Annotated in this window: 23 protein-coding genes and 1 riboswitch; of the genes, 8 read left to right on the forward strand and 15 right to left on the reverse strand. The window is 36.1% G+C overall.

All coding sequences use genetic code 11. The features are described 5' to 3' along the window. The gene (pdhA, locus tag PYW36_RS08030) at positions 1 to 1113 is read right to left on the reverse strand and encodes a pyruvate dehydrogenase (acetyl-transferring) E1 component subunit alpha (RefSeq protein WP_037571778.1); all 1113 of its coding nucleotides are present in this window, start codon (positions 1111 to 1113) and stop codon (positions 1 to 3) included. A 160-nt stretch (positions 1114 to 1273) separates the two neighbouring features. After that, positions 1274 to 1903, reverse strand: coding sequence for a YkyA family protein (locus tag PYW36_RS08035; protein ID WP_037571785.1), 630 nt, complete (start codon positions 1901 to 1903; stop codon positions 1274 to 1276). Between the two features lie 124 nt (positions 1904 to 2027). Here PYW36_RS08035 and def point away from each other — a divergent pair, with 124 nt between their 5' ends. After that, positions 2028 to 2579: a peptide deformylase gene (gene def / locus PYW36_RS08040; protein ID WP_037571788.1), complete on the forward strand. Its 552-nt coding sequence runs from the start codon at positions 2028 to 2030 to the stop codon at positions 2577 to 2579. A gap of 61 nt (positions 2580 to 2640) precedes the next feature. Here the strand turns inward: def and PYW36_RS08045 are convergent, their stop codons facing one another. Beyond that, positions 2641 to 2910, reverse strand: a complete 270-nt coding sequence (locus tag PYW36_RS08045; RefSeq protein WP_037571790.1) for a hypothetical protein — start codon at positions 2908 to 2910, stop codon at positions 2641 to 2643. Between the two features lie 319 nt (positions 2911 to 3229). On the opposite strand from PYW36_RS08045, the gene PYW36_RS08050 reads away from it, so the two are divergent. Both PYW36_RS08050 and rnjA read left to right on the forward strand, forming a co-directional pair. Then, positions 3230 to 3445, forward strand: a complete 216-nt coding sequence (locus PYW36_RS08050; protein WP_037571792.1) for a DNA-dependent RNA polymerase subunit epsilon — start codon at positions 3230 to 3232, stop codon at positions 3443 to 3445. Further along, positions 3445 to 5127, forward strand: coding sequence for a ribonuclease J1 (rnjA, locus tag PYW36_RS08055; protein WP_103159440.1), 1683 nt, complete (start codon positions 3445 to 3447; stop codon positions 5125 to 5127). Before PYW36_RS08050 ends, rnjA begins: the two co-directional genes overlap by 1 nt. A 97-nt stretch (positions 5128 to 5224) precedes the next feature. On the opposite strand, the gene PYW36_RS08060 is transcribed toward rnjA, so the two are convergent. The 3 genes from PYW36_RS08060 to PYW36_RS08070 all read right to left on the reverse strand — a co-directional run bounded on the left by PYW36_RS08060 (position 5225) and on the right by PYW36_RS08070 (position 8425). Next, entirely contained in the window at positions 5225 to 5884 is a 660-nt protein-coding gene (locus tag PYW36_RS08060; protein WP_037571801.1) for a potassium channel family protein, read from the reverse strand. A 172-nt stretch (positions 5885 to 6056) separates the two neighbouring features. Further along, positions 6057 to 7076, reverse strand: a complete 1020-nt coding sequence (locus PYW36_RS08065; RefSeq protein ID WP_103159441.1) for a cytochrome d ubiquinol oxidase subunit II — start codon at positions 7074 to 7076, stop codon at positions 6057 to 6059. Then, positions 7073 to 8425 (reverse strand): cytochrome ubiquinol oxidase subunit I, encoded by a 1353-nt coding sequence (locus tag PYW36_RS08070; protein WP_103159442.1) that lies wholly within the window; start codon positions 8423 to 8425, stop codon positions 7073 to 7075. Before PYW36_RS08070 ends, PYW36_RS08065 begins: the two co-directional genes overlap by 4 nt. A gap of 222 nt (positions 8426 to 8647) precedes the next feature. Between PYW36_RS08070 and PYW36_RS08075 the strand changes: the two genes are divergently transcribed. Further along, complete coding sequence (locus PYW36_RS08075; protein ID WP_037571811.1) at positions 8648 to 8875, forward strand: glutaredoxin family protein; 228 nt, start codon at positions 8648 to 8650, stop codon at positions 8873 to 8875. 123 nt (positions 8876 to 8998) lie between these two features. On the opposite strand, the gene ptsP is transcribed toward PYW36_RS08075, so the two are convergent. The 5 genes from ptsP to auxA form a co-directional block, all read right to left on the reverse strand. Next, positions 8999 to 10720 (reverse strand): phosphoenolpyruvate--protein phosphotransferase, encoded by a 1722-nt coding sequence (gene ptsP / locus PYW36_RS08080; protein WP_037571813.1) that lies wholly within the window; start codon positions 10718 to 10720, stop codon positions 8999 to 9001. After that, on the reverse strand, positions 10720 to 10986 hold the full coding sequence (locus tag PYW36_RS08085) for a phosphocarrier protein HPr (RefSeq protein ID WP_037566021.1): 267 nt from the start codon (positions 10984 to 10986) through the stop codon (positions 10720 to 10722). Before PYW36_RS08085 ends, ptsP begins: the two co-directional genes overlap by 1 nt. A gap of 157 nt (positions 10987 to 11143) precedes the next feature. After that, on the reverse strand, positions 11144 to 11674 hold the full coding sequence (locus PYW36_RS08090; RefSeq protein ID WP_037571815.1) for a hypothetical protein: 531 nt from the start codon (positions 11672 to 11674) through the stop codon (positions 11144 to 11146). A 43-nt stretch (positions 11675 to 11717) separates the two neighbouring features. Beyond that, the gene (locus tag PYW36_RS08095) at positions 11718 to 12902 is read right to left on the reverse strand and encodes a class I SAM-dependent rRNA methyltransferase (RefSeq protein WP_103159443.1); all 1185 of its coding nucleotides are present in this window, start codon (positions 12900 to 12902) and stop codon (positions 11718 to 11720) included. A 125-nt stretch (positions 12903 to 13027) separates the two neighbouring features. After that, complete coding sequence (gene auxA / locus PYW36_RS08100) at positions 13028 to 14371, reverse strand: lipoteichoic acid stability factor AuxA (protein ID WP_037571820.1); 1344 nt, start codon at positions 14369 to 14371, stop codon at positions 13028 to 13030. Positions 14372 to 14696: 325 nt separating this feature from the next. Here auxA and graF point away from each other — a divergent pair, with 325 nt between their 5' ends. The 4 genes from graF (at position 14697) to PYW36_RS08120 (ending at position 18016) form a co-directional block, all read left to right on the forward strand. Continuing rightward, entirely contained in the window at positions 14697 to 14828 is a 132-nt protein-coding gene (gene graF / locus PYW36_RS08105) for a glycopeptide resistance-associated protein GraF (protein ID WP_194434871.1), read from the forward strand. 193 nt (positions 14829 to 15021) lie between these two features. After that, a riboswitch (TPP riboswitch) is annotated at positions 15022 to 15122 on the forward strand. Positions 15123 to 15236: 114 nt separating this feature from the next. Next, entirely contained in the window at positions 15237 to 15818 is a 582-nt protein-coding gene (locus PYW36_RS08110; protein WP_037571822.1) for an ECF transporter S component, read from the forward strand. A gap of 12 nt (positions 15819 to 15830) precedes the next feature. Continuing rightward, positions 15831 to 17228: an ABC transporter ATP-binding protein gene (locus PYW36_RS08115; protein ID WP_103159444.1), complete on the forward strand. Its 1398-nt coding sequence runs from the start codon at positions 15831 to 15833 to the stop codon at positions 17226 to 17228. Then, positions 17225 to 18016, forward strand: a complete 792-nt coding sequence (locus tag PYW36_RS08120; RefSeq protein WP_037571827.1) for an energy-coupling factor transporter transmembrane component T family protein — start codon at positions 17225 to 17227, stop codon at positions 18014 to 18016. The genes PYW36_RS08115 and PYW36_RS08120 overlap by 4 nt, the downstream gene beginning before the upstream one ends. Before the next feature lie 819 nt (positions 18017 to 18835). Here the strand turns inward: PYW36_RS08120 and purD are convergent. From purD to purM, 4 genes are read right to left on the reverse strand one after another with little or no spacing between them, the layout of a single operon-like run. Then, entirely contained in the window at positions 18836 to 20077 is a 1242-nt protein-coding gene (gene purD / locus PYW36_RS08125; RefSeq protein WP_037571830.1) for a phosphoribosylamine--glycine ligase, read from the reverse strand. 14 nt (positions 20078 to 20091) lie between these two features. Further along, positions 20092 to 21570 carry a bifunctional phosphoribosylaminoimidazolecarboxamide formyltransferase/IMP cyclohydrolase gene (purH, locus tag PYW36_RS08130; protein WP_037571833.1) on the reverse strand — a complete coding sequence of 493 codons (1479 nt, stop codon included), beginning with the start codon at positions 21568 to 21570 and terminating at the stop codon, positions 20092 to 20094. A gap of 12 nt (positions 21571 to 21582) precedes the next feature. After that, the gene (gene purN, locus PYW36_RS08135; protein WP_037571836.1) at positions 21583 to 22149 is read right to left on the reverse strand and encodes a phosphoribosylglycinamide formyltransferase; all 567 of its coding nucleotides are present in this window, start codon (positions 22147 to 22149) and stop codon (positions 21583 to 21585) included. 2 nt (positions 22150 to 22151) lie between these two features. Continuing rightward, entirely contained in the window at positions 22152 to 23180 is a 1029-nt protein-coding gene (gene purM, locus PYW36_RS08140) for a phosphoribosylformylglycinamidine cyclo-ligase (protein WP_037571839.1), read from the reverse strand. Position 23181: the final 1 nt, after the last annotated feature.

The raw sequence follows: 23181 nt of genomic DNA on the forward strand, positions 1-23181 counted from the left end.
TTACTTCGACTCCTTCTCTTTGTAAATTTCATATTGTTCTTTAAGGTTATATGGCATATCTTCGTACATGATTTCCATTAATGAAGTGACTGATTGTTTTTCAATACCATCAGCTTCTTTAATTGCAGCTTTGATTTCATCTTTTGCTTGTTCAATGACTTCATTTTCTTTGTCTTCAGACCATAAACCTTTGTTTTCTAAGAACTTTCTGAAACGTACGAGTGGGTCTTTTTTCTCCCATTCTGAATCTTCATCAGAAGTTCTATATTTCGTTGGATCGTCCCCAGCCATTGTATGTGGACCATAACGGTATGTCATAGTTTCAATAATAGTTGGTCCTTCGCCTCTTACTGCGCGGTCACGAGCTTCTTTAGTTGCTTGGTAAACTGCTAATGCATCCATACCATCAACTTGAATACCAGGGATACCTACAGCAATCGCTTTTTGAGCTAATGTGTGGGCTGCAGTTTGTTTTTCACGAGGTGTAGAAATCGCATAGTTATTATTTTGGATAACAAAAATTGCAGGTACTTTAAATGCTGATGCAAAGTTGATACCTTCATAGAAGTCACCTTGTGAAGAACCACCGTCACCAGTATAAGTGATTGCAACTGCATCTTTACCACGTTTTTTAAGACCTAATGCAACACCTGCTGTTTGGATGTATTGTGCACCGATGATAATTTGTGGGCTTAATGCATTAACACCTTCTGGGAATTGGTTTCCTACGAAATGTCCACGAGAGAATAAGAAAGCTTTTGTTAAAGGTAAACCATGCCAAATTAATTGTGGCACATCACGGTAACCTGGAAGAATAAAGTCTTCTTTTTCTAACGCATATTGAGAAGCAAGTTGTGATGCTTCTTGACCAGCTGTAGGCGCATAGAAACCTAAACGTCCTTGTCTATTTAAAGAAATAGAACGTTGGTCAAGGATACGTGTCCATACCATTCTTCTCATTAATTCAACTAATTGCTCATCTGATAAATCCGGTAACAAATCTTCATTAGTTACATTTCCATCTGCATCTAAGATTTGAACCATTTCAAATTTTGATTGAGTATCTTTCAATACTTGTTCAGCATCGAATTGGGCTTTTAACTTAGCAGCCATTCAATTCACCATACCTTTCCCGTTTTATATAGTTCATCTTTACATAGTTTAACATATTTTTTATGACCTGTTAAACAGTTTTACACAACTTCTGTAACAGTTGGTACCATTACAGTCATCGTAACTGTTACATTAAATTTATGAAACTGTTATAGTGAAATCACTTGAAATACTGGTCAATATCACTTTTTTCTTTTTGAACTTTTTTGATTGAATTTGTGTAATTATCTACTTTACTTTTCATTTGCTTTTGCGCATCTACTAAAGATTTTGAGCGGGTGTCAATTTCTTCTTGTGTGCCAGATTGACCCGTAAAGTAACTGAATAAATTCTTTTCTTTATTAATCACATTTTGATAGCCTTTAACGAAATCGGAATGTGTTTGATATTTCTTTTCCATAGCTTGATTAAATTCTTCAAACTGTTTTTTCTTTTCTTTATCTTCTATTTTACTTACATCATTTTTAATTTTTTTAAATTCTTGCTCTGATTTGTCCATGGCTTTGACTTCTTTTTTTAATTCTTTGTCACGTTCATTTGTGTTTTTAAGTACCTTTTGAACTTGATCTTGAACTGAATTAATGTCTTTACCACTGATTTCTTTAGTTAGTTTCTCTTTTTCTTTTTCTAATTTATTCATTGATTGATTCACTGCTTGGATAGGTTGCTCTGCTTTTTGAATCTTGTCTAATCCATCATTGTAACTTTTAATTTGTTCATCATCATTATTACATGCGACAAGTAATACACTCGATGCGATGAGTACACTCAATGATCTTTTAAATTTCATTATATTGGTTGCCTCCTTCTTTTCACTCGTAATAGTAATGAAAACAAGTTGATAAATCAAACAATATTATTATGACTCTTTCTCATTTATCTGATATATTATTGAATAAGGAAGGTGTCATAATATGCTAACAATGAAAGATATTATACGCGATGGACATCCCACACTTCGTCAAAAAGCAGAAGAAGTCAAATTTCCTTTATCTAATGAAGAGAAAGAAACCTTTTTAGCGATGCAAACATTTTTACATCATAGCCAAGACCCTGAAATGTCAGAGAAATATCACTTACGTAGTGGTGTTGGCTTGGCAGCGCCACAGATAAATGTGCCAAAACGTGTTTTCGCCATTTATCTTCCTGATGATGGAAATGGTAAGAGTTACGACATGATTCTCATTAACCCTAAAATTGTCAGCTATAGCGTTCAAGAAGGTTATCTCCCTACAGGAGAGGGATGTTTAAGTGTGGACGAAGATATCCCTGGACTTGTCCATCGTCACTATAGAATTAAAATTAAAGCCTATGATTTAGAAGGCAAAGAATTTAGTTTAAGACTCAAAGGCTATCCTGCTATCGTATTTCAACACGAATTAGATCATTTAAACGGCGTGATGTTTTACGATCACATCAACCAAGATCAGCCTCTTCAACCGCATGAAAATGCAATAGAAGTCTAATCAAAACCACCTAAGCACAACTATAGGCTTTCAGTACATCCTTGGTTGTCTTAGGTGGTTTTTAAATAAATTCGTCTCGGCGTTCAGAAAAATGAATATTTAACGTACTGAGCTCTGATTTTACTTGTTCAAACGTTTCAATATCTAAGAATTCTGGGTCATGATCATGTCTAACATAATGATGGTTACTTTCTGAGGGACTTGGTTCGTTATATTCAAAAAACATTGTGACTTCATTTTCTCTAATTTCAAAAAGAATACTTTTGAGCTGTTTATCTTCTCTTTGTTGCTCTGTCTTAACCTCTTCGATAATCGTATCGGCTTTTTTCATTAACATCACCTATTTCACACATTTTAATATACGTATTTCATTCAACTCAGTGCTACTATCAGTTTATCACAAACTGCTTTATTTATCTGAATACATAAGGTAAAATGAATAATAACAAGTTAAAGGTACAATCAGAATTTGTGCCTTCTGAACGGGTTTATCACAATACATATGCAAATTACTAAGTGAATGTATGAATGGGTTGAATAAAGCGAATTTTGAAACGTCTACTTATTCAATTCATATTTTTTATTTTCATGTAAAAGCACTTAGATCGTTGCATTATCATTATTTTTCAAATTCTAGGAGGAAATTATAAATGGCAATTTTTAAAGTATTTTATCAACATAGCAAAGACGAAGTCATCGTCCGTGAAAACACACAAACAATTTATGTTGAAGCAGAAACTGAAGAACAAGTGAGACGTTACTTAAAAGAACGTAATTATAATATTGAATTCATAACTAAATTAGAGGGCGCACATTTAGAATATGAAGAAAAGTCAGACCACTTTAACGTGGAGCGCGCTGAGTAATGAAACAACTTCATAAAAACGAAGTGGGTGTTTATGCGCTCGGTGGCTTAGGTGAAATTGGTAAAAACACTTACGCTGTTGAGTACAAAGACGAAATTGTAATTATAGATGCAGGTATTAAATTCCCTGATGATCATTTATTAGGAATTGATTATGTTATTCCGGACTATTCTTATCTTGAACAAAACCAAGACAAGATTGTCGGGTTATTTATCACTCATGGTCACGAAGACCATATTGGTGGTGTGCCCTACCTGCTCAAAAAAATCAATGTTCCCATTTATGGTGGCCCACTTGCACTCGGCTTAATTAGAAATAAACTTGAAGAGCACCATCTCTTACGCACAGCCACATTAAATGAAATTGACGAAGACAGTGTCATCAAGTCTAAACATTTTGAAATCAGTTTTTACCTTACAACACATAGTATTCCAGAGACTTATGGTGTCATTGTGGATACACCTGAAGGAAAAATTGTCCATACCGGTGACTTTAAATTTGACTTCACGCCGGTTGGTGCTCCTGCAAACATCGCCAAAATGGCTCGACTTGGTGATGAAGGTGTCTTATGTTTACTTTCTGACTCAACGAATTCACTTGTTCCTGATTTTACACTTAGCGAACGTGAAGTCGGTCAAAATGTTGACAAAATATTTAGAGGATGCACAGGTCGTATCATATTTGCGACGTTTGCTTCAAATATTTATCGTGTGCAACAAGCTGTTGAAGCCGCAGTAAAGTATAATCGTAAAATTGTAACGTTTGGTCGCTCGATGGAAAATAATATTAAAATCGGAACTGAACTCGGTTACATCAAAGCACCTCCAGAAACATTTGTAGAACCTAACAAAATTAATAGTATTCCAAAACATGAATTACTCATTTTATGTACAGGTTCACAAGGGGAGCCGATGGCCGCTTTATCACGAATTGCAAATGGAACGCACAAGCAGATTAAGATTATTCCTGAAGATACAGTCGTTTTCAGTTCATCCCCTATTCCTGGTAATACGAAAAGTATCAACCGCACAATCAACGCTTTATACCAAGCTGGTGCTGAAGTTATACACAATAAGATTTCAAACATTCATACATCTGGTCACGGCTCTCAAGGGGATCAACAACTGATGTTACGTTTGATTCGTCCAAAATACTTTTTACCTATTCACGGGGAATATCGCATGTTAAAAGCACACGGCCAAACTGGTGTAGATTGTGGCGTCAATGAAAATAATGTCTTTATTCATGACATTGGTGATGTGCTTGCCTTAACACGTGATTCTGCACGTACTGCCGGTCGTATCCCTTCCGGTAATGTGCTTGTTGACGGCAGTGGTATTGGTGATATTGGAAACGTTGTTATTCGTGATCGTAAATTATTATCCGAAGAAGGCTTAGTCATTGTGGTCGTTAGTATCGATTTTAAAACAAATCAACTGCTTTCTGGTCCGGATATTATTTCACGTGGATTTGTTTATATGCGTGAATCAGGACAGTTAATTTATGATGCGCAACGTAAAATTAAAAAGGATGTCATCTACAAACTTAACAACAACGAAAACATTCAATGGCACCAAATTAAATCCTCTATCATTGAAACGTTACAACCTTATCTTTACGAAAAAACAGCACGTAAACCTATGATTTTACCAGTCATTATGAAAGTCAATGAGAAAGTGTAATCTTATTATTTATGAGTTATCATCAGCCTGCCCCACATTGGGGTAGGTTGATTTTATATATAAAATAACGGATTTGGAATAGTCTCCAAATCCGTATTTAATGCGCCATTTTTTTCTCATAACGTGTGAGATCATTATCATGACCAATCATAATTAAAATATCATCAAACTCTAAAACCATATCAGGATCAGGCGCTACGATAATTTCTTTTCCTCGTTTAATGGCAATAATATTAATGCCATAATTCGCACGGATATCCAACTCTACTAAACTGCGCCCAGCTAATTTTTCCATCACTCTCATTTCGATAATAGAGTGTTCATCAGATAATTCAAGGTAATCTAGCACGGTACCACTGGCCACGTTATGTGCGATTCGACGTCCCATATCGCGCTCGGGATGAACAACCGTATCAGCCCCGATTTTATTTAATATTTTTGCATGGTAATCGTTTTGTGCTTTTGCAGTTACTTTTTTAACACCTAATTCTTTTAAAATAAGGGTTGTTAAAGTACTCGCTTGAATATTCTCACCAATAGCCACAATCACATGATCGAAGTTACGAATCCCTAAACTTTTCATAACGGCTTCATCTGTGGTATCTGCAACAACTGCATGTGTGGCGATATCACTGTACTCATCAACACGATGTTCATCACTATCAATGGCCATGACATCCATATCAAGCGCATTCAGTTCTCGTACGATACTTCCACCGAAGCGCCCTAATCCTATCACTACATATTCCTTATCCATGTTTTACCTCCGAAAATCGAAAAGATAGGCGTCGACATCTTATTTTTTAATTTATATGAAAATAATGTTTCCGCGCCATTAAAACGTTTTACTCACAATACATACGACAGTAGAGAATCAAAACATTTCATTACACTCACTGTCATAACAATTTTATCCACTTACAATACCCTTATTTTCTACCTCTGACATACCCTTTGTCAAATACAAATAGTTTTAGAAGTAACCCTAAGGAAGGTAATAATAAAATTAAGCCTAAGACGAAAACAATGATTAATGCGAGCGCCATACTATCATTTGTGACAGCATGGTCAATACGCACATAAGGATATAATAGATAAGGTAATTTACTTAAACCATAGCCGAAAAATGCAGTTCCCATTTGAATAATGACAAATAAGAAGGCAAGACCGTGGGCTTTTTTTAGTAATGTTAAAATACCTGCCACGAAGAATGCAATTAGACTGATAATAAATAACCATCCATAATCGAAAACTGCTGCATCAAAATGCGCTTTATTTTGAACACGTAAAGATAGAAAAACAAACAATGAGACCATGATCATCGGTGCACCCCACATTAAGAACCATTTTCTCACAAGGGCATAGGCTGGCCAATCTTTGGCTCTGGCTGCGTAAAAAGTTAAAAAACCAGATGAAATATACAGTACAGAAACGATTGAGAGTAGTACAACAGACCAACCAAAAGGACTCAGTAATAGCGCTATCCAGTCTAAATCCACGCGATCTGTTGATGTCCGAATCAAATAGCCACCTTCAGCAATAGTTAATGCTGTTGAAAGTGAAGCTGGAATCAATAATCCTGAGACTGCATAAATCATTAACCAAGATAACTTGGAGTCTTGACCGTAGTTTTCAAAAGCATAAAAAGCGCCTCTAGCTGCGATTAACAATAAAGCGATGGATCCAGGAATAAGTAAGGCGGTTCCAAAATAGTAAGCAGAATCCGGGAAAAACCCTACAATACCGACAAAGAAAAAGACGAAAAAGACATTCGTCACTTCCCATACTGGATTCAAATAACGTTGAATCAAGGTATTCACTTTCTTTGATTCTCCAAACAATTTAGCATGTAATGAAAAGAATCCTGCACCAAAGTCTATCGATGCAACGATGATGTAACCGAAAAGGAAAAGCCATAGCACCGTAATGCCTATCATTTCATAACTCATAATTGGTCCTCCCTTCTCTCAGCTTCAATTTTCTCTATTTCTTTAGCGATAGGTCTATTTTTAAACATACGAATGAGTACAAAGCTCGCTGAAAATAAAAGAACAAAATATAATAAGGCGAATAGAATCGTTACAAATGGTAAGCCACCTGCTGTCGTCGCTGCATCTTGAACTTTTAATATTCCTCTGACCATCCAAGGTTGACGTCCGAGTTCTGTTAAAAACCATCCAAATTCAATCGCCAACATACTAGCAGGACCCGTCAGTAAAATGGCATACAATAACCCTTTATGATTTGGATTCCATTTTTTAATCCACATTGCGAGTACATAAACGGCAGAAACAACAAAACAAAATATGCCAAATGTCACCATTAAATCAAAGAAATAGTGCACAATAAGGGGTGGTAATTCCTCTTTCGGAAATTCATTTAAGCCTTTAACTTTTGTATCAAAGCTAGAATCTGATAGGAAACTTAACGCCCCTGGAATATGAACTGCTCCTTTTACTTCTTGCGTAGATTCATCTAAAACACCAAATAAAACAAGATCTGCCTTAGATTCAGTATTAAAATGCCATTCATATGCCGCTAATTTTTCGGGTTGATGCTGATGCAAGAATTTTGCAGATAAATCACCTGCTAACATTGAAAACAATGAGAAAATTAAGCCTGCAATCATCGTCAATTTAAGTGCTTTTTGATGATATGTTCGATCTTCTTTCACTTTATTTTTTAGTAGTTTAAAAGCTGCGATTGTTGCTAAAATAAAAGCCATTGTCATTAGGGCAGTCGCAATCACATGAAAAGATCTTACAAAAAAGGAAGCATTAAACATCGCTGCAATAGGATCTACATTTACCATTCTCCCCCCAGAAATTTCCATGCCTGCTGGCGTGTTCATAAATGAGTTGACAGACGTAATGAAAAAAGCTGAAAATGTTCCCCCTATGATGACAGGTATGCTAATTAAGAAATGAATCCATTGATTTTTAAACCGATTCCATGTATATAAATAGATACTTAAAAATATTGCTTCAAAGAAAAAAGCGAATGTTTCCATAAAGAGGGGTAATGCAATGACATGACCCCCAATGCGCATAAAGGTTGGCCATAACAATGAAAGTTGTAGACCAATAATCGTACCTGTGACGACGCCAACAGCTACAGTAATCGTATATCCTTTCGCCCACCGCTTTGCTAAAGCGAGATATTGTGAATTTTTCTTTTTGATTGCTAAAAACTCTGCGATTGCGAAAAATAATGGCATCCCCACACCAATGGTCGCAAATATAATATGGACAGCAAGCGTCATTCCCGTGAGAAAACGACTGATTTCCACTGCATCCATCTCATCACTCCTTTTATCTCTTTCCAAAGTAATTTCCATTATACTGAGGCCAGTCATGAAACAGAATGACAATGCTTAATATAACATTGACAATTTATTGACATGTCGCAAAGTTGCCATAATTTTTAATTTGACATTTAACTTTATTCTTATATTTATTTTGACAATGAAAAGATGCTAAGATAATTTAGTAGAAGAAGTAAGTAGAAAGAAGGATTCTTTATGACCCAAATTATTATTTATACTCAAAATGATTGCCCACCTTGTACGTTTATTAAAAATTATTTGACCGAAAAGCAAATTCCTTACGAAGAACGGAATATTAAAAATGGGACATATCGTCAACAAATGATCGACCATGACGCATTTGCTACCCCATTTATTCTTCTTGATGATGAACCTATGTATCAAGTTGACCTAGACCGTTTGAATCAAAAGTTAGGGTTGTAAATTACGATAATTAATAATTCTAGCTTTAGGATTTATAAATAAGCCGCATGCTTGGCATCACCCTCTTATACCACAAAAGGCTGAGACAAAATCGTCTCAGCCTTTTGGTGCATTTTTATTCAATTATGCTTTAGATGTGTATGCGCGAACTAATTCTACAACTTCATCTACAGTTGAACATTGGATTGCTTTGTCTGCGAGATGTTGCATTTCAGTTTGACTTAAATTTTTAATTTGACGACGTGCTTTTAAAATTGAGGTCGCACTCATTGAAAACTCGTCTAATCCTAAACCTAATAATAGCGGGATTGCCGTTTCATCTCCTGCCATTTCGCCACACATTCCTGTCCATTTACCTTCTTTATGAGAAGCTTCAATCACTTGTTTCACAAGACGTAAAATCGCTGGGTTGTATGGTTGGTATAAATAAGACACGCGTTCTGACATACGGTCAGCCGCCATAGTGTATTGAATCAAGTCATTTGTACCAATACTAAAGAAATCGACTTCTTTAGCAAAGACATCTGCAAGCGCTGCTGTAGATGGAATTTCCACCATGATACCGAGTTCGATATCATCGCTCACTTTAACGCCTTCACTTTCAAGGTTCGCCTTTTCCTCTAATAATAATGCTTTGGCATCACGAAATTCTTGGACTGTTGCGACCATCGGGAACATGATATTGAGTTTTCCGTAAGTTGAAGCACGTAACAGAGCACGTAACTGCGGACGGAAAATCTCAGTTTGATCTAAACAGAGACGAATGGCACGATAACCTAAAAATGGATTCATTTCTTTCGGTAAGTTAAGATAAGGTAATTCTTTATCGCCACCGATGTCTAATGTACGGACAACGACACGCTTATCTTTCATTTCTTCAAGTACCTTTTTATAGGCTTCGAATTGTTCTTCTTCTGAAGGCATAGTGTCACGCCCCATATACAAGAACTCAGTTCGGTATAAACCGATACCTTCAGCACCGTTATCTTTAACACCTTCTAAATCGTTAGGTGTGCCGATATTTGCAGCAAGTTCAACATGTTGACCATCTGCAGTTTTTGATGGCTCATCACGAAGTTTTTTCAATTCTTCACGATCAGCAAAGAAAGATTGACGCTTATGTTGGTATGCTTTAACTTCATCCTCACTCGGATCGATGATAACATCACCTGTTAAACCATCAACAATAATCATATCACCTTGTTTGACTTGAGATGTAATCGCTTTTGTTCCAACAACTGCTGGAATTTCAAGCGAACGACTCATAATCGCAGAATGAGAAGTACGACCACCAATGTTTGTTACAAACCCTTGCACATATTGTTTATTCAATTGTGCCGTATCTGAAGGTGTTAAATCGTGACCAATAATGACAACACTTTCATCAATAATACTTGGATTTGGTAACTCTACACCTAAGATATGCGCTAACACACGTTTAGAAACGTCACGAATATCAGCCGCACGTTCTTTCATGTATTCATTATCCATAGATTCAAAAATTGTAATGAAATTTTGAGTCACTTCTGTAAGCGCATGAGGTGCACTTGCTTTTTCATCACGAATTTTACTTTCAATAGGCTGAATCAACTCTGGGTCATCTAAAACGAGTAGATGTGCATCAAAAATGGCCGCTTTATCTGGACCAAGTTGCTCTTCAGCATTATTTCTTATTTTTGTTAATTCAATCTTTGAATTTTTTAATGCTTCATTAAATTTAAGCACTTCTGCTTCAGTATCGTTTGTTGTTGTTTCATTAAAACTCAAATCTGGTTCAATGAGCATATAGGCTTTGGCAATGGCAACACCATCAGATGCTGCAATTCCTTTAATAATATCAGACATTATTTTGTTAATCCTTCTTTTGATAAGACTTCAGAAATAGCTTGAATTGCTTCTTTTTCATCGCTACCATCTGCGTAAATTGTAATCTCTGCGTCTTTACCTACACCTAAACTCATAACACCCATAATTGATTTTAAGTTAACTTTTTTAGCGTTGTACTCTAATTGAATATCAGAATCAAATTTTGAAGCTGTTTGAACTAACATTGTCGCTGGGCGTGCGTGAATACCTGTTTCGTCAATAATTACGTATGATTGTTGTTCCATCTTTTATCTTACTCCTTCTATTCCATTAATACATTAGCATAAATTTATTTGTAAATTAGCTACTTAGCATTACATTACCAAAAAGTACATTTATTTTCAATTCGAAAACAGTGGACACAATAGGTTTTCGAAAGTTTTTTAACAATTTTTCGTCAGTTTACAAAAGTCCCTTTACAACATTTTCACATTTTTGAATATGTTCTTTGCCGACTTTCATCATAAAATAATAACTGATAGAGGCTGATACTGCTTGACCAACAAGTGGAAACCAGCGTGTTTGCTTTGCTGCCGTACGCTTCGCAACATCACGTATCACGACTTTTAAAATTCCTTTTGATACTTTTTTACCGATGAATTGACTCCCTTGAAGCGCTGCAGCCATTTTCACTCGGTTTTTCATATCATCCGTCATTTTATTCACTTGCTTATGATCTAAGCCATAAATTTTATTAACATCTTCAATGATGTCGCGCATGAGTTTCATATCAACACCAAAATCAAATCCTGGAATAGGAATGACTGTTGCACCGGAAGATAGTAAAGCTTTCTTTTTAATCAATGCTTCAGCATGCTCACGACGTTTTTGAATGTCTACCTCTGTTTTAGGTAACACGTCTTTAACTTGGATATCTTCTATATTTAAAAATTTATTTTCAACCTTTTGTGTGATTTTATTTTTAATTCCCATGATTATTGCCACCTTTCAAGTATGTCGTAACAATATATACCCCCTATTTATCCCTCTCATGCTTAATTGTCACGAAGACTACTTTCAAATATTTAGAGGGCTTGTAGTGCTTATTCGTTTTAAAATCTTTAGGCAATCCCATGACTTCATCAATTTCGTAGTGGACGCCTGCAGAAGCCAACGTCTTTTTAATCGTATTTTTAAATGCATTCAACGTATACATACTATGATTAGTACTTAAGATTAACGTTCCATTCGGATTTAAAATTTGTAAAGCTTGTTCAATGAGTTGATCATAATCTTTTAATACTGAAAAAGTCTTCTTTTTATTACGTGCAAAACTTGGCGGATCAATCACAATAGTGTCATATGAAAGCCCATGGCGAAGGGCATATTTATAAAAATTAAACGTATCCATCACATAGATATGTTGTGAATCGGGATTTATGCCATTAATACCAAAATTTTCTTCGGTAAGTTGTCGAGAACGATTGGCCAAGTCTACACTTGTAGTGATGGCTCCTTGCGTCGCCGCTATGACAGAAAATGCCCCTGTATAACTAAACAAATTTAACACTTGTCTTCCTTCGCTATAATAGTCTCTTAGTTTTTTACGCACTTCTTTTTGATCGAGAAATATGCCTGTCATGGGGCCATCATTTAAGTGTACATTGTAAAATGTAAAATTTTCTTCCACAATAATTGGAAATTGGGGTTCTTCCCCTGTTACCCAACCACTTTGAATAGCATCATTTTTAAAACGTGTTTTTTCATAAATCGAAGTATAAGAAAAGACCGTTTTCATCGCTTCAATAACTGCAGTTCTAAACTGATAAATACCTTCAGAATACCACTGAATTAAAAGATGCCCATTATAGTTGTCGATGGTTAAACCGCCAATGCCATCTCCTTCACCGTTAAAGAGACGAAAAGCATTTGTACCTTCACGTTCCTCATAATATTTTCTTATTTCATAAGCTTCTTTGAATTTTTCTTCAAAAAATGACTGATCTATAGCTTCTTTTTCATCGTAGGACAAAACCCATCCCAACCCTTTATGTTGACGGCCGACATAACAGGTTGCGATATAAATATCTGTAGATGACTTTAAATGAAATAAGTCTCCCTCTTTTAAACGATCACTTTTAAATAAATCTTGTTCATCAATTAAAGGATATTGATTGAAATACTTTGCTTCTTTACCTTTATTTAAAATTGCTGTTTTCATCATTTCAGCCTCTCTATTTTCATTTATTATAGTGTAACACGAAAAACTAAACTTTCTTTCATATTTCAAAAAGAGAGCGATAGCAAATGTAGCTTTCATTTACTATCACTCTCTTTATTTACCTATTATTGTCTAAATTCTCCTTGTTCTTCCATTTTTTCCGGTGAGGGTTGTCGCAACTGAAATACGAATGCGACAATTGCCGGTATTAACATCAGTACAAGGATGGGTGTAATAAAAATGGATAACATTAATCCATGCACCAAAATGACAATATACTCAGTCATTAACTTGAAGAATAAAATACTAATCATAAATAATTTCAAGTAATAATGACGCCCTTTTAACATATTCGTCACGGATGTCCAAATAAAAATGGTCACAATCACTAATAATAAGAATAAGCTAATCCATTCATACACGTATTGTGTTTGTGAAAGTTGCCAATCTCCAGACATAAATAAACTGTTACGGTTTTTAAACTCTACCAATATAAAGAAAAATAAAATGACGCCACAAGCAATGCTTACATATTCGCGTTTTAACCATTTTGGTCGATGTAAAAATGAAGGGATATCATCTTCTTCTAATTTTGCCCAACCAAACCATTTTTCTTTTATTGTCTCACGTTTGTGTCTCAACTTTTCAATATCGATACTGCGTCGTGTTCGATGAGAAAAATCTTGTGTTAATTCATTTGTACGTGCCTGAAAATCTTTAAAGTGATATTGCGATTGGCCTGTAAAACTATATTTTTTACTTCGAGAATACGGGTTTTCTTCCCCAGTAATTTCTTCCTCAGTCATCGGTAAAGCTCGGCGTAAAAATAGGAAATTCCAAATGGCCATTTGACCTAACAACCATAAAATAACAAAGAATGTATTGATACTTAATACATCAATTGGGGCCACTTGTCGCTCTTCAATGCGTCCGTAAAGCGCGAGTTGTCCCAAAATATAACACACGCCATAGCTCACAATAATCCATAAATAGTGTTTTTTGCGATTAAAAGGATTGAGTTCATCTTTATAGGCAATATATCCTATATGTATTAAAAAAGGAATGACAAACACAAATGCCGCAAAACCGTAAACTTGTGACATAAAAATAAGGGTTAAAACAAAATAAATAATCCCAATAAGTAAAAATAAAATTGAAATATCATAGTCGAAACGTGTTGTATTCGTTAAAGTTCTCCCTATAAAAATCATAAAAATACCGAAAAGTAAAATGATTATGCCACTTACTAAAGGGATTTCACCAATATAATTACTCATCACGCGAATAATTTCATTGAAAAATGCCATAATAAAGTCCCACAAATTATCGATGTTAATTGCAGGCTTTTTATGTTCATTAAATTGGTGAATCAATGGGATATTAAGAAAGATAATAATACTTAGTAAAATAGAAACTGCACCGATGATATAACTATAAATCACCTCGGTGTATTTATTAAACAAAGACATCCGCTTCACCTCACAATTATTATATACGAAGACGCAGTTCATGTCTTTATAAAAAAGAAATCTCATTCTTTAGATGGAGAAACATTTATTGCGCGAGATTTTAGCAAAATCACGTATTTTTTATAAATCAATTATGAACATACCACTTTCAATGTATTTAAATATATTATCTTTTTGTAGCAATTTAAAACATACTTTTTTAGTACGAATTTTACATTCCTGTATTATACCAAAAGTTACATATGTTTGTACCCTTTCTTCTCATGTTTATTATTTTTAAATACGGGAATGTTTTTAGAAGAATACATTAAAGGAGCGATGTATCATGTCTAAAGAAGATATTAAAAAAGCAGCAGAAAATGCTAAAGACAAAGAACAAGAATTAAAAGATAAAAAAGACGACACAAAAGATGGCGTTGAAAAAACGAAAGACGATATTCAAAGTACTTTTGACTAATTATTAAAGTATCTCAATATTAAGAGACGAGCGAATAAGCCCGTCTCTTTTTTGATTTGCATTATAGTGATTATATATTGTTTGAATCACATGTTAAAAATTTAAAACTGGACTTTTTTTCAATGAATATTACCCGTTTCATAACATTGACATTCGCACAAGTCAGGTGTATATTAACGTTATTAATTAAATAGAAACGCACTAGGGGTGTGAAAACTGAGATGAGGTATTCACCTCAAACCCTTTGAACCTGAACTAGATGATACTAGCGTAGGAAAGTGTGATGACAACTCAAATTCAACAGATGACGTATGTCTTCTTCCGTTCTCAATAATGATTTGTAGTTTCAAATACACTTTCACACAGTACCTAGTTCAGGTGCTGTGTTTTTTATTGAGGAGGATATTTATGCGTAAGAAGCAAGGGTTAACTTTATCTGATATTTTGGTTACTGTACTTATTGCGGTCATTTTTGCAGTCATTTATAACATTTGGTGGATTGCATATTATACGGTTCAACCTATCGGATTGCATATTGATCAACTGATGTACGGCATGTGGTTTGCTGCAGCCGTTGTCGCTTATTTAATCATTCCGAAAATGGGGATTGCTTTAATTGCTGAGTTTGCAGCGGGTGCTGGAGAAACCATTGTCATGGGTCGATTTGATATTCCTACTATTATATATGCCATTCTTCAAGGTTTAGCTTGTGAAATTGTGTTTGCGATTTTCAAATACAAATCTCGTACATTTATGGTAAGTCTACTTGCAGGTATGGCAGCTGCGCTCATTAGCTTTCCAGTAGATTGGTATTATGGTTATTTGAATGAAGTAGCGACATGGAATTTAATTTTACTCATTGTTTTCCGTTTAATTAGTGGTGCGATACTTGCAGGTGTGTTCCCTTATTTTCTTGTAAAAGCACTAGACAAAACCGGAGTTACGAAATTATTTCGTCCTGCATCAAAAGAGGATTATGACACGTTATAAGGAGTATGCCAGGTGTTAAAAGCAACAAATTTACGATTAAAATACCCGAGTGCGCCACATAAAATTTTTGATGGACTCGATATCGAAATTAAAGATAAAGAAAAAGTACTTTTACTAGGCCCTTCTGGTTCTGGTAAAAGTACACTATTAAATGTTTTAAGTGGAATTGTTCCCCACTTAATTGATTTACCTATGAAATACGATTCATTAACCATTTCACAAAATGCGGGCGTTATTTTCCAAGATCCTGATGCACAGTTTTGTATGCCACAAGTAAATGAAGAATTAGCATTTATTCTTGAAAACTTACAAATACCACGAAAAGAAATGGATGCGAAAATCCAAGCAGCACTAGAAGCAGTTGGTCTTGATATTAATCCAAAGCAAGCTATTCATCAACTCAGTGGAGGCATGAAACAAAAACTCGCGATTGCTGGAACATTGCTTCAACAAACTGACACGCTCTTTTTAGATGAACCTACAGCAATGCTCGATACTGAAGCAACAGAAAATCTTTGGCAACTCTTACGTACACTTTGGAAAGATCAAACCGTATTGATTGTCGAACATAAAGTAGAACACATTTGGGATTACGTCGATCGTGTCATTTTAATGAATCAACATGGGCAAATCATTCAAGAAGGCGCGCCAAATGATATTTTAGAGCACTACGAAGACATCTTAAGTGAATATGGTGTGTGGCATCCAAAAGCTTGGAATCATGCGCCCAAACCACTATTAACAGATACAACTTCCCCCGCTTTCGAATTACATTTCCATGAAGGCGTCATTCAACGAGGGAAAAGGACATTGTACACAGTAGAAAATTTTAAAATTCAAGCTGGGGATTGGGCGATTATTACTGGAAAAAATGGAACAGGAAAAACGACTTTTTTTGAGAGTTTAATGCAACTCATTCCTTATAAAGGAACGGTCACCTTTAATCATACACCCGTGCGTAAACTTAAATTTGCCGCCTCTCATCTGTTTCTTGTTTATCAAAATCCAGAACTTCAATTCCTTCAAAACTCTGTGTATGACGAAATATTAATTAATTTTACACACTTTGATCAAGTCAACGCCCAAAAGGAAGTAGAAGATATTTTAGCGCATTTAGATTTAACGCATGTCAAAGACCAGCATCCATTCGAACTATCAATGGGACAAAAACGTCGTTTAAGCGTTGCAGTAGCTTTGAGTACTTCTGCAGATATCATCTTATTGGATGAACCTACTTTTGGGTTAGACAGTCATAATACGTTTAAGCTTATTGACTTATTTCAAGAACGTATTCAAAAAGGTCAAGCAATTATTATGATTACCCATGACCCTGAAATCATTGCGCGCTATCCTTCTAAACATTTTATTATAGACCATGAGAAAATGTATGAAAGTGGGAATGTGCAATGATTGAATCATGGAAGACACGTCATACTTTTATGGATGATGTAAATATTATTACAAAGTTATTTATCGGTATTGCCTTATTTTTCATGGTCATTTTTATACACAATTTTGATGTGATGCTCTATCTTGTCGCGCTTATGTTTATATTTATGTTATTCATGAGCGGCGCTAAATTACACATTTTGATGGGATTTGTAGCGTTTACGTTACTATTTGCGCTAAGCTCATCATTATTTATGATTTTTTACGGGTCAGGCCAACACGAATTGTTCAAATTTGGGTTTGTGCATATTACAGTGGAAAGTCTCGTTCGTGGTCTACACCTTTCTTTAAGAACGCTTGTAGTCAGCTTTTTCGGACTGTCCATTGCCTTTTCTTCCCAAGTTATTACCGTATTTTATAGTTTTATGCAGCACTTGCGTGTAAAACCTAAAATAGCCTACGCCTTTATGGCTGCGTTTCGTATGTTACCTATGATTATTGAGTCTTTTTTTCAACTTCGAAACGCTTTGAAAATGAGATATCAAATCATTCAAAAACAACATTATCGTGGGATACGACGTATTTTCCATTTACTTATCCCGTTACTGAGCCAAAACATGCGTAAGGCGCATCGGTTGTCCGTCGCCATGGAAATGAAAGGGTTTCGTGATGGGCCTCGTACTTATTACTATAAAACATCTTTTAGTTTTCGTGATTTAGGGCTTATTGGATGTGTGATTGTTATAGTCACCTTCGCTTTCTTATTAAGTCAATTTATACCAATTACAGGTATTTTAGACGTACGATAAACATGCTGCGTTTTCACGATCTCGATGATGTGAAAAGGCACACCATTTCCTTTCCTAACTTTCCATCTGCAAAGGAAATTTCCCGTTAAACGGGTTGGGGTCGCCCCAACCCGTGTTTTTTTGGTCTATAACATATCAGACTGGTGTATAATTAATTTCATTAATTTGATTGTTCCATAAAGCCTCGTTTTTCTTGGAGCATTACAGAAATCTATCTGATTTCGTAGTAATGCCTGCCGGTGCATGAAGACGTTAGAAATGTAATGAGTTACGTCTTCAGTACACCTATGAACATGCGTGAATAAGTGGTCCATAGTGTAAGTTGCGTAAAGCTTGAAAAGCGCATACGTAATCCAGTCAGCTACTGCCACTAATTTTATTGCAGTAAGTGAAAAATCTAAAAATGGATTTTCGGTTTCGGCTAGATATCTCAGAAGTCTCGGCTAGGAACCAATCAAATTCGCTATATTTAATCACAACTCTAAGTTATAAAAACTATTTTACTGACTCTGGTGTATGGAGTTAAGTGGTATCAAAATAGCAATATATGTTTAAGTCTTTATACTCCCATAACGAAAAAAGGCGTTTGGCAATCCAATATTGCATAATTCCTTAATTTAATGTGACCATTCCATTGGACACAGAGCCGGTTTTTATATAGAAAAGGCAATGAAAGACTGATTTACTCACTATAAAGTTCAAACTCAAAGTGGGAAAACTTTTTAAGAAGCCTTGTATAAAAAAGTAAACTAACCCAAAAAATCTAGGACACTTCTATACAGATGTCCTAGATTTTATCGATTTTTAAGAGGATTTCAATTATAACAATGCTTTATCCGCAATATCTTTACGGCAGAACAAACCTTCCCTGTTTATTTTAGAAATACGCTGGTAAGCAGCTTGTTGTGCTTCTCTTATAGTTGCGCCCTCACCAAGTGCTAATATCACGCGACCCCCACTCGTTTTAAACACACCGCCATCACGTTTTAATCCACTCACAATATAATGCTCTAGCGCATCTTCAAATCCTGTAACCTCATATCCTTTTTGATATGTGCCTGGATAACCTTTTGAAGCCAACATAACGCCGACAACCGCTTCAGCTTTCCATTTTTGAGAAATCGGTTGCTTAGCTTTTAATTCTAATATATGTTCCATAAAGTCGCTTTCTAAACGTCGGAGCAACACTTGTGCTTCTGGATCGCCTAAACGTGCATTAAACTCTATCACCTTTGGTCCTTCATCAGTTAAAATGGCACCAATATATAAAATACCAAAATAAGGATAGCCTTCATTTTCCATGGCCTGTGCGATAGGTTGCGCAATGCGGTCATTGACCTGTTTCAGAACCTCTTGACTGATATGAGGTACGGGGCAATAGGCCCCCATTCCTCCTGTATTAGGTCCTTGATCATTATCGAACGCACGCTTATGGTCTTGTGCAATGGTTTCAAAAGGGACCGCATAATTCCCATTGACAAACGTCATCACTGAAAATTCTTCACCTTCTAAAAAGGCTTCAAAAACAACTTTTTCACGCTCTTGTGGATAGAGCGTATCTACAGCCTCTCGGGCTTCTTGACGTGTTTTCGCAATGATAACTCCTTTACCTGCTGCCAATCCATCTTTTTTTAAAACCACTGGAAGTTCACAAGTTTCAACATATTCAAGTGCTTCTGTTTTCGTCTCAATTTCACGATAAGTAGCCGTTGGAATTTGGTACTTTTCCATAAGGTGTTTTGCAAATGATTTTGAGCCTTCTATTTGTGCAGCAGCTTGTTTAGGCCCAAACACATCTATGCCGGCCTCTGTTAAACGATCAGCTAATCCATCGATTAATGGTTGTTCAGGCCCAATGATTACCCAATCGATTTGACCTTGCCGTGCAAATTCAACAATGTTTTTTTGGTCTGATTCTACTATAGTCGGATGGATCGTTGCCAATTCTGCCATTGCATCGTTCCCAGGAATAACATCGATATGCGTTACATGCGGTGACTGGCTTACTTTTTGTACAATGGCATGTTCTCGCCCACCACTACCGATAACTAATATTTTCATTTTTATAGCCTCCATTAATGTTTAAAATGACGGACTCCTGTCATAACCATAGCAATTCCATGACGATTGGCCATGTCAATCGATGCTTGGTCTTTAATAGATCCCCCTGGTTGAATGATAGCCTTTATTCCCGCTTTTGCTGCCAATTCAACAGTGTCATCCATCGGGAAAAAGCCGTCTGAAGCTAAAACGACATTCTCATTCATTTCAATCGCATGACGTATCGCTATTTCTGCTGCTCCGACACGATTCATTTGCCCTGCGCCAACGCCGACGGTTTGGTGATCATTTGCAAGTACAATCGCATTACTTTTCACTGCTTTAGCGACTTCCCATCCTAGCAATAGTGCTTCCCATTGTTTTGAAGTTGGCGCCTGCTCAGTGACGATGGTCATTTCTGATTGAGGCGTGATTTGATTATCTTTGTCTTGTACTAAATATCCACCAGAAACTGATACAAATTCTTGTTCATCTTGTGTCGCATCTGTTTGAATTTCCAATAAGCGAATATTTTTCTTTTGCGAAAGAATCTCCAGTGCTTCTTTATCAAATGACGGTGCAATAACAACTTCTAAAAAGATTTGATGCAATTGTTCTGCTAAAGATTTTGTGACTGGACGATTGAGTGCAACAATTCCTCCGAAAATAGAAGTGCTATCCGCTTGGAACGCATGTTCAAATGCACTCTCGATATTTTGACCTATTCCAACACCACATGGATTCATATGCTTTACTGCAACAGCAGCTGGCGTTTCAAACCGTTTCACAAGTGTGAGTGCTGCATCTGCATCTTTAATGTTGTTATAGCTTAGAGGTTTTCCATGATGTTGAATCGCCCCAGCTAATGTACTCGGATGATTAGAAGTACGCACAAAATATGCACTTTGTTGTGGATTTTCACCGTAGCGTAATTGCTCTTTATTTTGGCTAAAATGATTCACAATCGCCTTATCATAATCTGCCGTATGTTTAAATACTTTGAGCATCAGTGATTTACGAAACGCCTCGTCTAATGTATCTGTTTTCAGACGACGAAGGACTTCCTCATAGTCTTCACTATGAACCACGGTTGTCACATGTTTAAAGTTTTTCGCAGCAGCTCTTAACATTGTAGGGCCCCCAATGTCGATATTTTCTATCGCATCAGCTTCAGTCACATCCGGGTTTTCTACTGTTTTTTGAAAAGGATATAAATTCACAACCACCATATCAATTAATTCGATATCTTGAGCTTTTAATTGCGCTAAATGTTCTTCTTTATCACGATCAGCTAAAATGCCTCCATGAACTGCAGGATGCAGTGTTTTGACACGCCCATCCATGATTTCATCAAAATGTGTTAAATCTGAAACGGAAGCCACAGGTATTCCTGCAGATTCTATCGCACGTAATGTTCCCCCCGTCGAAAATAATGCAAATCCTTGGGCAACAAGACCTTCCGCAAAATCTTCAATTCCTGTTTTATCTGACACACTTAAAATTGCTTTTTTCATTTAGAAATCTCCTTATCGAATAATCTTTTGAATGACTTCTGGATATAATTCATATTCTAAAGTTTTAATACGTTGTTCAAGGTCTGAAATTTGATCGTTTGGATAAATCGGACATTCCCGCTGAGCGATGATTTCCCCTGTGTCCATACCTGCATCTACATAATGTACCGTTGTCCCTGTTGTCTGTTCCCTGTTGTTTAACGCCTGTTCTATCGCATGCTTTCCTTTATATTTAGGTAGCAGTGAAGGATGAATATTTAAAATATGGCCTTCATAAGCATTTAATAACGTTTCTCCTATTAACCGCATATAACCCGCTAAAACAATCCATTTCACCCCATTTTGTTTCAGCGTTTGATAAATGACTGATTCATACTCTTTTTTGGAAGTATAAGTTTTAGGGTCATAGGCATAAACTTTCACATTGTGTTTGTGCGCGCGTTCCACACAGGCCGCTTGAGGTTGATCTGTAAAAAGGCCGATAACTTCTACATGACTAAGGAGACCTGTGCTGATTTTTTGCATAATATTATCGAAATTAGTGCCTGAGCCAGAAGCAAAAATGGCAATTTTAACCAAATTTACACCCCCATCAGTTGAATCGGTTCTGACGTTTCATCAATGTACCCGATAGTATAGGCCTCGCATTTTGATTGTTTTAAAATCTCGTGAACCTTTGTCTCGTCTTCACTAGAAACAACCATCGTATAACCAATGCCCATATTAAAAATGTGGTACATCTCATTTGTAGTGATATTGCCTTGCTGTGCTAACCATTCAAAAATACGCGGTGTTGGAAATGAAGCGGTATTAATGACTGCTGTTTTACCCTCAGGAAGCGCACGTGGTATATTTTCGTAAAATCCGCCTCCTGTAATATGCGTCATGGCTTTAATGTTTACTTGTTTTTTTACTTCTAAAACAGGTTGCACATATAATGCTGTCGGTTTTAAAAAGACATCTAAGTAGGATTCCCCTTCAGCAAAAGTATCATCTATATTAATATTTGATTCTGCAATCAGTTTGCGCACTAAACTATAACCATTAGAATGAATCCCTTTTGATGCTAAGCCAATCATGACATCCCCTTTTTTGACTTGACTGCCATCAATATATTCATCCTTTTCAACGGCACCTACAGCAAAACCAGCAACATCATATTCACCCTCATGATACATTTCTCCCATTTCTGCTGTTTCGCCGCCAATCAAAGCCATGCCTGTTTCTTCACAACCATCACTGATGCCTTTAACGATTTGTTCGATGACCTCAGGGATGACTTTGTACGTCGCAATATAGTCTAGAAAATATAAAGGTTCTGCCCCTGTCGTTAATATATCATTGGCACACATCGCTACAGCGTCAATGCCAATCGTGTCATGACGTTGATAATCAATCGCTAATTTTAATTTGGTACCAACTCCGTCTGTTCCTGAAACCAACACAGGCGCTTTCATGTTCAATTGAGATAAATCGAAGGTCGCTCCAAATCCTCCTAAACCTCCGAGAACTTCCTTGCGCATTGTACGTTCAACATGACTCGACATACGCTTCACTGCTTGATAACCCGCTTCAATATCTACACCTGCTTGTTTATACGATTCAGCCATT

This window comes from Staphylococcus chromogenes (assembly GCF_029024625.1).
In the GTDB taxonomy this organism is placed as follows: domain Bacteria; phylum Bacillota; class Bacilli; order Staphylococcales; family Staphylococcaceae; genus Staphylococcus; species Staphylococcus chromogenes.